Source organism: Cupriavidus sp. H18C1 (assembly GCF_049311595.1).
In the GTDB taxonomy this organism is placed as follows: domain Bacteria; phylum Pseudomonadota; class Gammaproteobacteria; order Burkholderiales; family Burkholderiaceae; genus Cupriavidus; species Cupriavidus cauae.
The window spans coordinates 2,838,155-2,849,446 of record NZ_CP186008.1 but is presented as its reverse complement, the minus strand read 5'-3'; the positions used below and the strand labels follow the sequence as shown (position 1 = coordinate 2,849,446).

The window sequence follows — 11,292 nt, the reverse complement described above, 5'->3', positions numbered from 1 at the left end:
GGGGCGAGAGCCTTCGTATTCACCCACGCTATCGCGACTTCAAGCGATATCGCGCTCCCCCTCTCCCGCTTGCGGGGGTTGGGGGAGAGGGACAGCGGCGCAACAAGGCCCGATATCACCCGCCCCCCACGCCGCCGCGGCGCCGGCTGCGGCAGCGGCTGGTGGCTGACCCGCTCCTGCAGCCAGGCGCCCGCCTTGCCGAGCGGGCGCTGCTTGTGCCAGACCAGCTCCATCGCCACCGGCCAGTCCTGGTCGTCGAAGTCCAGTTCGGGCGAAACGAGTTGCGCGGCGGCCGGCGAATTGGCGGCGACGTGCCACGGCACGAAGGCCCAGCCCAGTTCGCGCTTGACCAGCTCGACGATGACCCAGTGGCTCTCGACCCACCAGACCTCGGCGGCCACGCGCAGGCGCATCTTCTCCTCGCTGTCGCTGCGCACCGCCACCATCAGCTGGCGATGGCGCTTGAGCTCTTCCCAGCCGACCCGCTGCTGCGCCGCCAGCGGATGGTCGGGCGCGCAGATGATCTGCATCGGCACCCAGCCCAGCCCGCGAAAGGCCAGCGCGGGCGGCAGCACCTCCTGCCGCCACATCAGGCCCAGGTCCGCGCCGCCCTCCAGCACCAGCCGGCTGACGTCCTCCATCACCGGGAACAGCAGCTCCAACTCGACCGCGGGAAACCGGTGCGAGAACTCCTCCAGCAGCACGCCCAGCGTCTCCTCGGGATACAGCTCGTCGACCGCCAGCACCAGCCGGCTTTCGACGCCCTCGCCCAGGCTCTTGGCCACGCCGCGGAAATGCTCGCAGCGCTCCAGGATCACGCGAGCCTCGACCAGCAGGCGCTCGCCCGCCGGCGTCAGCGCGGGATAGCGTCCGCTGCGGTCGAACAGCGCGTTGTCGAGATCGATTTCGAGATTGGAGACGGCGGTGCTGACCACCGACTGGGCCTTGCCGAGGCGGCGCGCCGCCGCGGAAAACGAGCCGGTTTCGGCCGCGGCGACGAAGGCTTGCAGTTGTTCGAGGGACAGGCTCATGGCGGAGGCTCGGCTGGAGGCGGACGAAGCGGGGAAGGCCTCATGGTGCCACAGTTCCGCCGATCCATCTGGATAAGCGATACTTCCCAACTTGTATCTGCTGCTCTACCCGATAGACTGGGCGCCATTGTCTTTCATGGAGCAGCACAATGCGCGGTACGCTCGACAGAATCCGTCACACGGTCGGCTTCGAACTGATCGGCCTGCTGATCTTCGCGCCGCTGGGCAGCTGGGTGTTCGGCTACGCCCTGCACCAGATGGGCGTGATCGCCGCGGTGGCCTCGCTGATCGCCGCGGTCTGGAACTACGTCTACAACCTGATGTTCGACAAGGCCATGGTGCGGCTGACCGGCTCGGTGCGCAAGTCGCCGGCGGTGCGCGTCGGCCATGCGCTGCTGTTCGAACTGGGCCTGCTGATCGTGTTCCTGCCGTCGGTGGCGTGGTACCTGAAGATCAGCCTGCTCGACGCGCTGCTGATGGATCTGGCAGTGGCCGGCTTCTACGTGGTCTACGCCTTCGTCTACAACTGGGCCTACGACATCGTGTTTCCGGTGCCGGGCCGCGCGGTCGCCGGCGAGGCCTCGGGCAGCGAGCCGGCCTGACCGGCGCCAGGCCAACACAGAGGGCATCAACGACGACGCCCCGGCCATCGGCCGGGGCGTTCTGCTTTGGTGCCGCCAAACTGAGCGAATGCGCGGCCGATCCGTGGGCAATCCCGCGCGGGCTGCGGTAGCGCGCTGTGATGGCGCGCTGCGGTCGCTCGGCTTGCGGCGCCCTTGCGCGATCCCTGCTCCTTGTCCCTGCTTCTTACTTCTTCTTGTCGTCGGTCAGCACATTGCCGACCACGCCGCCCAGCGCGGCGCCGCCCAGCGTGGCGCCCGGTCCGCCGATCAAGGTCGCGCCTGCGACCCCGCCCACGCCCGCACCGATGGCGGTGTTGCGCTGCTTGGCGGTCATGTCGGCGCAGCCCGCGGTGGCGAGCAGCGTGGCCAGCGCGAACGACAGGGTAAGGGTACGCATCGAGAGCTCCTTGTACGGGCGAGAGGTAGTCCGATTGTGCCGGCGATCGCGCGGGACCGGCAGGCGACGGTCACCTATGCCGGTGTCGGATAAATCCCACATGGGCCGCCGCACCATCCGTGCCCGCCGGCGTTGCACGACACCGTGTCATCGGTGCGCGTTAGACTGCGGGCGCGCCACTGCGAGCCCGACCATGCTGCCGATTTGCCTGCCGATCCTTCTTCGCCTCTCCGCCTTGCGCCGCCCTTCCGCCTTGCGCCGCCCCTTCGCCTTGCACCGCGCCGTCGCGGCCACGCTGCTGCTGTGCCTGAGCCCGCTCGCATGGGCGGCGCGGCCGCTGGTCACCGACGACGCGCGCATCGTCGATCCGCAATCGTGCCAGCTCGAATCGTGGCTGCGCTTCAATCGCGACGGCACCGAACGCTGGGCGCTGCCGGGCTGCAATTTCACCGGCAACGTCGAGTGGACGTTCGGCGGCGCGGTGCAGCGATACGGCGACGGACCGGGCAACGCCATCACCGATCTGCAGTTCCAGGGCAAGACCGTGCTCAAGCCGGTCGAGACCAACGGCTACGGCGTCGCGCTGACGGTCGGCATGACCGAATACCCGAAGGCCGAGCGGCGCAGGACGCCGGGCGGGCTCTTTCTGAATCTGCCGCTGACGGTGTCGTTGCGCGACGACCGCCTGCTGCTGCATGCGAACGTCGGCGCCACCCACGATCGCGCCGAACGGCAGACCCGCATGACGTGGGGCGTGGCCAGCGAGGCGACGGTCAACGAGCGCCTGGCCTTGATCGCGGAGAGCTTCGGCGAAAGCGGCGACAGGCCGTGGATCCAGCTTGGCATGCGGGTCTGGATCGTGCCGCAGCGCGTCCAGGTCGACATGACCTGGGGCACCCAGGTGAACCAGCCGCGCGAGACGCGCTTCGTGTCGGTCGGCCTGCGCCTGCTGTCGCCGAGCTGGGGGAAACTGATCCCGGCCGGCGCAGCGGCTCGCGCTTGCGCACGTCGACGATTTAGTTATACTCCATAACAATTCGTCGACCATCAAGATCGAAAGCGGACCGCCCGTCGCGCGCAGGTCCGCCACAGGAGACACCATGCGCATCGCCATCGCAGGCGGCGGCATCGGCGGGCTGACGCTCGCGCTGCTCTGCCATCGCCACGGCATCGACGCCGAAGTCTGGGAAGCCAGCGAATCCCTGAAGCCGCTCGGCGTCGGCATCAATCTGCTGCCTCACGCCGTCCGCGAACTGGCCGAGCTCGGCCTGCAGCCGGCCCTCGCGCAGATCGCGATCGAGACCAGCTCGCTGTCCTACTACAACAAGTTCGGCCAACGGATCTGGCACGAGCCGCGCGGGCTCGCCGCCGGCTATCCCTATCCGCAGTTCTCGGTGCATCGCGGCGAGCTGCAGATGCTGCTCTATCGGACCGCGGTGGAAAGGCTGGGCGCCGATCGCGTGCATACCGGCCATGCCTTCGAGACGGTGCACGACACCGGCGTGCGGCCCGGCTCGCCGGTGCAATTCACGTTGCGCCGGCGTGCCGACGGCGCCGAGGTACAGGCCAGCGCCGATGTGCTGGTCGGCGCCGACGGCATCCATTCGGCGGTGCGGCGGCAGTTCTATCCGAGCGGCGACGCCCCGCGTTTCTCGCGGCGGATGCTGTGGCGCGCGGTCACCGAGGCGCCTCCCTATCTCGATGGCCGCTCGATGTTCATGGCCGGCCATCAGGACCAGAAGTTCGTCGCCTATCCGATTTCGGAGCCGCTGCGCCGGCAGGGCCGCTCGCTGATCAACTGGATCGCCGAGCTGCGCGTGCCGGACGACGCGTCGGACACGCCGCCGCGCAGCGACTGGAACCGGCAGGTCGACAAGTCGGTGTTCTGCGAGGCCTTTGCCGGCTGGCGCTGGGACTGGATCGACATTCCGGCGCTGATCGATGGCGCCGCCGCGATCTACGAATTCCCGATGGTCGACAAGGACCCGCTGCCGCGCTGGACCTTCGATCGCGTCACGCTGCTCGGCGACGCCGCGCATCCGATGTACCCGATCGGCTCGAACGGCAGCGCGCAGGCGATCGTCGATGCGCGCCATCTGGTCGATTGCCTGCTCGGCACGCCCGATACCGGCTACGCGCTGCGCGAATACGAGGCCGAGCGGCTGCCGCGCACGGCGGGCATCGTGCTGCGCAACCGGCTCAACGGTCCCGAGCAGGTCATGCAGCTGGCCGAGCAGCGCGCGCCGCAAGGCTTCACCGATATCGAGCAAGTCATTGCGCGCGCCGAGCTCGAGGCGATCGCATTGCGCTACAAGCAGCTGGCGGGATTCGATCGGCAGTCCGTGCAGGGCGGCACCCGCTGACCGCCGGCACCATCATAAAAAAGGGAGACATTCGATGACACTTCGCCGCACAACGCTTGCGCGCCTCGTTCTGACGCTCGCCGCCACCGGCGCGCTTGCCGGCCCCGCGCTGGCCGACGTCACCGTCGGCGTCAGCATTTCGTCGACCGGCCCCTCGGCCTCGCTCGGCATTCCGCAGAAGCAGTCGCTGGGCCTGCTGCCGCAGCAGATCGCCGGCGAGACGATCCGCTATGTGGTGCTCGACGACGGCTCCGATCCCACCCAGGCGACCAAGGTCGCGCGGCGCTTCGTCAGCGAAGACAAGGTCGACATCATCCTCGGCTCGTCCGCGGTGGCGCCATCGATTGCCATCGCCGAGGTCGCCGACGAGAGCAAGACCGTGCAGCTGGCGTTCTCGCCGATCGAACTGAAGCCCGGCCGCGGCGAATGGACCTACCGGCTGGCGCAGCCGATCCGGCTGATGGCCGATGCCGTCGCGGCGACCGCCAAGGCCAGGGGCGTCAAGACGATCGGCTTCATCGGCTTCGCCGACGCCTATGGCGAGACCTGGCTGAAGGAATTCACCACCGCGGCGGCGGCCAACGGCATCCGCGTCGTCGCCACCGAACGCTACGCGCGCTCGGATACCGCGGTCACCGCGCAAACGCTGAAGCTGATCTCGGCGCGCCCGGACGCGATGCTGATCGCCGGCGCCGGCACCGGCGCCGCCCTGCCCCACACCACGCTGCGCGAGCGCGGCTATCGCGGACCGATCTACCACACGCACGGCGCCGCCACCAAGGACCTGATCCGCATCGGCGGCAAGGCGGTCGACGGCGCGATCCTGCCGGCCGGCCCGGTCATCGTGCCCGAACAGCTCGCCGCCGACAGCGCGCCGAAGAAGCCGGGCCTGGACTACGTGAGCCGCTACGAAAAGCAGTACGGCGCGGAAAGCCGCACCCAGTTCGGCGCGCATCCCTACGATGCCGGCCTGGTGCTGCAACGGATCGTGCCGGTCGCGCTGAAGCGGGCCAGGCCGGGCACGCCGGAATTCCGCGCGGCACTGAAGGCGGCGCTCGAAAGCGAGCGCGAGATCGTGGTCTCGCACGGCGTGCTGAACTACACCAGCCAGGACCACTTCGGCTTCGACCAGCGCGGCCGCGTGATGCTGACCATCGACAACGGCAACTGGAAGCTGCTCAAGTGACGGCCGCATTGGCGTTGCCGGCCTTGCCGACGCCCAAGCTCGAACATGTCGCGGATTTCAGCTTTCGCCTCGATCCGGCGATCGAGGTCGGCGCCAGCGCGGTGGGGCAGCGGCGCGTGATTCCGATTCTCGATGGGGTCGTCGATGGCCCGCTGCTGCGCGGCCGTGTGCTGCCCGGCGGCGCCGACTTCCAGCTGGTCCGGCCGGACCTCGGCGACGGCGTCACGGTCGCCGAAATCGAAGCGCGCTATGTCGTGGAGACCGATGACGGCGCCCGGATCTACATCGTCAACGCCGGCCTGCGCAGCGGTCCCGCCGACGTGCTAGCGCGCCTGTCCGCCGGCGAGACGGTCGATCCGTCGCTGATCTACTTCCGCACGGCGCCGCGCTTCGAAACGCAGGCGCCCGCCTATCGCTGGCTGATGCAACACACCTTCGTCGCCACCGGCGCGCGTTTCCCGGACCGCGTGCAGATGCGATACTTCCGCGTCGCCTGAACGGATGACGGGCTTCGTGCCTGCCATCCCCGCCTCCATGTCCGCTTCGTCGCCCTCGTCCCCCTGCTTCCCGTCCCCCGCGCAAGACCCGCGATACGCTCGCGCCCGACCCCGCCACCGAAGTCGGCGGCTTCGATCCGCATCTGCCGGACGTCGACTATGGGGTGCTGGACGGCCTGATCGGCTACGCGATCCGCCGGGCGCAGATCCGGCTCTACGAGGACTTCGTGCGCTCGCTGGCGCCGTGGAACATCACGCCGCCACGCTTCTCGGCACTGGTGCTGATATCGCGCAATCCGGACCTGAAGTTGACCGACCTGGCCAGGATCATGGGCATTGCGCGTTCGGGCGCCGTGCTGCTGGTCGATGCGCTCGAGGAAATGAAGCTGGTGGCGCGACGGCCGGCCGCCAACGATCGGCGGGCGTTCAGCCTGGTGTTGACGGCGGCGGGGCGCCGAACGCTGGACGCGGCAACCCAGGCCGTCTGCGACCATGACGCGAAGATGGCGCGCGCGCTGTCGACACAGGAACAGCAGACGCTCCGAGCGCTGCTGGCGCGACTCGGCTGAGGCTCTTGGCTCCCGGACAGCCGCCGGATATCGCGACGCCGCCCGGGGTCGCTAAACCATCGGTTCAAATTCTTTAGCGGCCGCCACGATTAGAACAGCGGCGTCGCAGTGCGGTGGGTAGGCTTCGCTGTCCTGAAGCCCCAGCCAACGTTGCCGTCCATCGTTGGCGTTTCTCCACCCCACCGCCGCGACGACATGCTCCGTATCTTTGCCCAGTTTCGCTCCACCGAAAATTCCGCCGCCTCCCTCCCGGACACCAGTTCAATCCGCTCCGAAGGCCATCCTCAGCCGCACGAGATCGAGCCGTCCCGCGTCGATGCCGCGGCCGCCAATGGCGCGCAACACGTGCAACCCACCGGCGCTGTCGAGCACCCGCGGGCGCCCCGTGTGATCGACCTGCTCGATGCCGGCTGGCAGGAGCTCACAAGCGCGGTGCATTCGTTGCCGGATACGAGCCGCAAGGCCGAGATCCTGAGCAGCGCGGCACGATGCGGCAAGAAGATCACGGATGCCCAGTCTGCCGCTGCCCGCATCGAAGCATGGGATCTGCAGCAAGGCAACGACGTACGTATCACGCGCCAGGAACTGCTGCGGCTGCGTGCCGATATCAAGCAGTGCGCGAAGTCGGTCGGCGATGCGCTGGCCGACCTGGATCAACTGGCCACCGATCTTCGCGATTATCCGGACAACGAGGCGCCCGGCGCCAAGGCCATCCTGTTGCTGGGCATCGCCGGCATCGCCAGCGCACTGGCGATGCTCGTCGTCACGGTCGCTTTCCCTCCTCTGGGTCTCGTGCTGCTCGGAGCGCTCGTTGCTGGCGGCGCGGCGGGGGGCGGCTATCTCATTCACAGGATATGTCAGGCCGCGTCCGCTCACGAGGGCTTCGAAAGAGCGAACAGCGACGTGTCCGGCGCCCTCCGGCAATCGCTCGAACAGGCCAGGGCGCTGGAAGCCCGGTTCAACGACGAATTGCTGCCCGCGTTGATGCGGAACGCGGAGCTCCGATCCACGCAGGACCTGCAGGAGTTCTTCGCCGGCCAGATGGCGCTGGATCGGTTTGCCAGTTATGGCGATGTCACGAAGCAAAGGGCGGAATGGCGGCGGGATCTGATTTCTCAGTTGCAGGCCGACATTCCAAGGGATCAGTCGGAACTGGTATATCCGTGCGAGATCGCCAACGAGCGATTGATTCCGCCAGGCTTCCGTGACTGGCTTGCAGGGCTGCCGGTGGAGCAGCAGCAGAAGGAGATCCAGAAGCGTCTGCCGGGGGCTGTGGATATCGCCATGGAGAAGATCCACGCGGCCGCCGAGGGCAACGATGACACGTTCGATGCCCTGCTGTATCTGATCACGCAGCGGCCCCGCAGCGCGGTGGAGAACGCGGCGACGATCGCGCTGGCCAGGGCCATTGGACTTCCCGAGGCAATCACGACCGCCGCGGGGCAAAAGATCAACCTCGTGCAGATAGCGTGCGATGAAAGCGGAAGGGCGATCGGCGGCACGATCACCTACAAGCTATACCAGCCGGCGCCCGACATCGGCACCGCGTTGCATATCATGCCGCTGGCGGCCGGCGACATCGTGCCGGCCCCGGAAGATGCCGGTCTTCGTGCTGTCGCGACGTTCGCGTTGGAAGGCCGGAGCATCAAGATCACGTCGCTCAAGTTCAAGGCGACGCTTTCCATCCTTGCAGCCTGCGCCGAAATGTTCGCGCATGAGATCGACCGGTTGGCGCAATCCGGCAACCCGCGGCATTTTGTGTTTGACGAGAAGCCGTCCAGCAGCAACGTTCCGGTACCCGGCGATCTGTCCGCTGGCGGCGGCTGAGCAGCGACGAGCGGGCCCGATCGGCAGACCGGATCGGCTCGACGGCGATATCGGGGCAATCCTTGATTCAAACCTGGGAGGGAACTGCATATGCCATTGGTACCGACAGCATCGACGCACACGGCCAGGCCGCACGATCTCTACGGAACGGACCATCACGACCAGCCACATTCCAATCGACCCGGATATCTGGGCGCCCTGCCGACGGAATTGAAGCTCGCGGTCATCGATGCCGATCCGGACGCCGCGCTTGCCTTGATGGATACCACGCACGAATTCGAGATGCTGGTTTGCGGCGGGCCACTGCGCCCGCTTTTCCAGTACTTCGAACGGTCGCCCGGCCGCCTGCGGTCCTTCTTGCAGGCAGGTATCCGCTCGGGAAAGACGGCCAACCAATTCGTGCGCCTGGCAAAGGTATTCGACGAGGTGACGAGCGCCCCGCCCGAGTGCGTTCGTTATGCCGCGCGATACCTGGTGGAGTTGGGAATGCTGACTCCACGAATCTACAACGCCATGTGTCCCGAATTCGTGCATCTGCTGTGCGACAAGGACACGCTGACGTTCTCGTTTTCGCGCCGCTTTCCCTTGCTCAGCGAAGGCGAGTTTGCCGAGCATCAAAACATGCTGCAGCCGTACGCCGACGAGCACGCGGTCAATCATGTTTCCGAACTCGATATCGTTCTGCTGCGTATTGCACCCGCGCTCGGTGAAAGAGGCCTGCTCGGACTTGCTTTTGAACAGTTGTTCGATCGGGACCGCTTCGGCCGCTTTCTGGTCCCCAACGGATTCGCTGATCGCGAGGAGGCCTACACGTATTCAAGAATCGACTCGGCGGCTCTTGCACAAATGTTGAAGCGGTTCTATTGCGCGATGGACCTTCGGGTCATCAATTTCGACCGAAGCGCGCGGGATGGTGCCCTCTACCGGACCGCCTTCGGCAGCGCGGGAAGCTCGTCCGCCGGCTGTCAATCCACAGCGTCGCAGTCATCGCCCCGTGTCCGTATTCTTCCCGGGGCAGGCAGGCGTCACACTCGGGACGACCAGCGAATCTGGCTGTTTCAGCTGTTCCGCCAACTCTGAAGCCAACGCACGGAAGCCGGGATCTGGCAGCGCTTCCTCGCCACCATGAGCAGGTGAGTCGGGCATCGGGGTCCCATCGTTGCAGACGACTACGGTACCATGCTGCCCATGCCTGCTCGCCCCCTTCTCGCCCGCAGCATGGTGCCATTCCTGGCGTTTGCCTTGGCAATCGGCCCCCGCTGCCAACTCCGAAGCCGCCACCAAGCGGTCCAAGTCAAAGGCCTCCGCCACGAAGGCATCGGGACCGTCGTCTTCGACGAGGACAGCGGCATCCAATGCCCGACTGCTGTCGCTCGCACAGGATCAAACGGGCCTGCCACCGTCCGTGCTGCTCGGGTTGCGGCAGGCGGGTGTACCGCTTTCTGCCACCAGCTTCTACATCGTTCGGCAAGGCGCCCCGACGGCCACCGCCAGCTGGAACGCGCAGACCCCGATGAACCCGGCTTCGACGATGAAGCTGATCACTACGTTCGCCGGCCTGCAACTGCTGGGGCCGAGCTACCGCTGGCAGACCTCGCTCTATGCGGACCGGGAGCCGGGCGCCGACGGCGTGGTCGGCAACGTCTACCTGCGCGGCCAGGGCGATCCGAAGCTGGTGCCGGAGGAAATGGCCAAGCTGGTCGCCGGGGCGCTGCGCGCGGGCGTGACCACCATTGCGGGCGACGTGGTGCTCGATCGCAGCTACTTCCAGAATGGCCTCGACAATGGCGGCACCATCGACGGCGAGACCCATCGCGCCTACAACGTGGCGCCGGACGCGCTGCTGTATTCGTTCAAGACCCTGTCCTTCACGCTGACGCCGGATGCCGCCACGCAAACGGTCGGCGTCTCCGTGATGCCGCCGCTGGCACAGCTGCGCGTGGACAATCGGCTCGCGCTGACCAACGGCCGCTGCGGCGACTGGCGCGCCGGCGCGACGCCGACGCTGTCCCCGCAGGCGGACGGCACCGTGGTGGCCGCGTTCGATGGAAGCTACTCGGCGGATTGCGGCGAGCAGGTGCTGAACTTCGCCGCGCTCAGTCATGACGACTTCATCGGCGGCGGCTTCATCGCGCAATGGCTCGCGGCCGGCGGTACCTTCGCCAGGCCGCCCGCGGTCCGCAGCGGCCGCGTGCCGCGGCCCGCGTTCCGGCTGACGCGCCACTACGGCATGCCGCTGGCCGACATCGTCCGGGACATCAACAAGTACTCCAACAACGTGATGGCTCGCCAGCTGTTCCTGACCGTCGGCGCGGAGATCGATCGCGGCGGCCCGGCCAGCACCGCGCGCTCGGCGGCGGTGATCCGCCGCTGGCTGTCGCACCAGGGCCTCGACATGCCGGGGCTGACGTTGGACAACGGCTCGGGACTGTCGCGGCAGGAACGCATCAGCGCCTACGATCTGGCGCGCCTGCTGCAACAGGCGCTGGCGAGCGAGGCGGCGCCGATCTTCGTGAACTCGCTGCCGGTGCTGGGCGTGGACGGCACGCTGCGCAACCGGTTGACGCGCAGCAGCGCGGCCGGACACGGCTATCTGAAGACCGGCACGCTGGCGGATGTGCGCGCCATCGCGGGCTATGTGGATGCGGCCGACGGCGGGCGCTATGTCGTCGTCAGCCTGATCAACCATCCGAATGCATCGCAGGCGCAGCAGGCGCATGACGCGCTGCTGGAGTGGGTGTATCGGGGCGCGCCGGCGTCGGCGGCGCATTAACGGTCCAAAGCACTAACGGTCTGGAG

At 67.4% G+C, this 11,292-nt stretch carries 10 protein-coding genes and 1 pseudogene; 9 read left to right on the top strand and 2 right to left on the bottom strand.

The window, feature by feature from the left end:
* Nucleotides 1-131 precede the first annotated feature (131 nt).
* Nucleotides 132-1,031 (bottom strand): annotated as a pseudogene (locus tag OJJOAM_RS13260) (LysR family transcriptional regulator); the annotation flags it as partial.
* 149 nt (nt 1,032-1,180) lie between these two features.
* Here OJJOAM_RS13260 and OJJOAM_RS13255 point away from each other — a divergent pair.
* Nucleotides 1,181-1,633, top strand: a complete 453-nt coding sequence (locus OJJOAM_RS13255; RefSeq protein WP_422648213.1) for a PACE efflux transporter — start codon at nt 1,181-1,183, stop codon at nt 1,631-1,633.
* 205 nt (nt 1,634-1,838) lie between these two features.
* Here the strand turns inward: OJJOAM_RS13255 and OJJOAM_RS13250 are convergent, their stop codons facing one another.
* On the bottom strand, nt 1,839-2,051 hold the full coding sequence (locus OJJOAM_RS13250) for a glycine zipper 2TM domain-containing protein (RefSeq protein WP_006579879.1): 213 nt from the start codon (nt 2,049-2,051) through the stop codon (nt 1,839-1,841).
* A 193-nt stretch (nt 2,052-2,244) separates the two neighbouring features.
* Between OJJOAM_RS13250 and OJJOAM_RS13245 the strand changes: the two genes are divergently transcribed.
* The 8 genes from OJJOAM_RS13245 to dacB all read left to right on the top strand — a co-directional run bounded on the left by OJJOAM_RS13245 (nt 2,245) and on the right by dacB (nt 11,266).
* Nucleotides 2,245-3,084, top strand: a complete 840-nt coding sequence (locus OJJOAM_RS13245) for a hypothetical protein (RefSeq protein WP_422648212.1) — start codon at nt 2,245-2,247, stop codon at nt 3,082-3,084.
* A 67-nt stretch (nt 3,085-3,151) separates the two neighbouring features.
* On the top strand, nt 3,152-4,414 hold the full coding sequence (locus OJJOAM_RS13240; RefSeq protein ID WP_422648211.1) for a flavin-dependent oxidoreductase: 1,263 nt from the start codon (nt 3,152-3,154) through the stop codon (nt 4,412-4,414).
* Nucleotides 4,415-4,448: 34 nt separating this feature from the next.
* The gene (locus tag OJJOAM_RS13235; protein WP_422648210.1) at nt 4,449-5,600 is read left to right on the top strand and encodes an ABC transporter substrate-binding protein; all 1,152 of its coding nucleotides are present in this window, start codon (nt 4,449-4,451) and stop codon (nt 5,598-5,600) included.
* Complete coding sequence (locus OJJOAM_RS13230; RefSeq protein WP_422648209.1) at nt 5,597-6,097, top strand: DUF3237 domain-containing protein; 501 nt, start codon at nt 5,597-5,599, stop codon at nt 6,095-6,097. Before OJJOAM_RS13235 ends, OJJOAM_RS13230 begins: the two co-directional genes overlap by 4 nt.
* Nucleotides 6,098-6,117: 20 nt before the next feature.
* Entirely contained in the window at nt 6,118-6,666 is a 549-nt protein-coding gene (locus OJJOAM_RS13225) for a MarR family winged helix-turn-helix transcriptional regulator (protein ID WP_422649589.1), read from the top strand.
* A gap of 150 nt (nt 6,667-6,816) precedes the next feature.
* Entirely contained in the window at nt 6,817-8,493 is a 1,677-nt protein-coding gene (locus tag OJJOAM_RS13220; RefSeq protein ID WP_422648208.1) for a hypothetical protein, read from the top strand.
* A gap of 90 nt (nt 8,494-8,583) precedes the next feature.
* Nucleotides 8,584-9,573 (top strand): hypothetical protein, encoded by a 990-nt coding sequence (locus tag OJJOAM_RS13215; RefSeq protein ID WP_422648207.1) that lies wholly within the window; start codon nt 8,584-8,586, stop codon nt 9,571-9,573.
* 157 nt (nt 9,574-9,730) lie between these two features.
* Nucleotides 9,731-11,266, top strand: coding sequence for a D-alanyl-D-alanine carboxypeptidase/D-alanyl-D-alanine endopeptidase (dacB, locus tag OJJOAM_RS13210; RefSeq protein ID WP_422648206.1), 1,536 nt, complete (start codon nt 9,731-9,733; stop codon nt 11,264-11,266).
* The last annotated feature ends 26 nt before the right edge of the window (nt 11,267-11,292 follow it).

What these genes read in the sequence shown, in the direction of transcription:
- OJJOAM_RS13245 (WP_422648212.1), top strand. Translation starts at nt 2,245, where the DNA reads ATGCTGCCGATTTGCCTGCCGATCCTTCTTCGCCTCTCCGCCTTGCGC.
- OJJOAM_RS13240 (WP_422648211.1), top strand. Translation starts at nt 3,152, where the DNA reads ATGCGCATCGCCATCGCAGGCGGCGGCATCGGCGGGCTGACGCTCGCG.
- OJJOAM_RS13255 (WP_422648213.1), top strand. Translation starts at nt 1,181, where the DNA reads ATGCGCGGTACGCTCGACAGAATCCGTCACACGGTCGGCTTCGAACTG.
- OJJOAM_RS13235 (WP_422648210.1), top strand. Translation starts at nt 4,449, where the DNA reads ATGACACTTCGCCGCACAACGCTTGCGCGCCTCGTTCTGACGCTCGCC.
- OJJOAM_RS13215 (WP_422648207.1), top strand. Translation starts at nt 8,584, where the DNA reads ATGCCATTGGTACCGACAGCATCGACGCACACGGCCAGGCCGCACGAT.
- OJJOAM_RS13250 (WP_006579879.1), bottom strand. Translation starts at nt 2,051, where the DNA reads ATGCGTACCCTTACCCTGTCGTTCGCGCTGGCCACGCTGCTCGCCACC.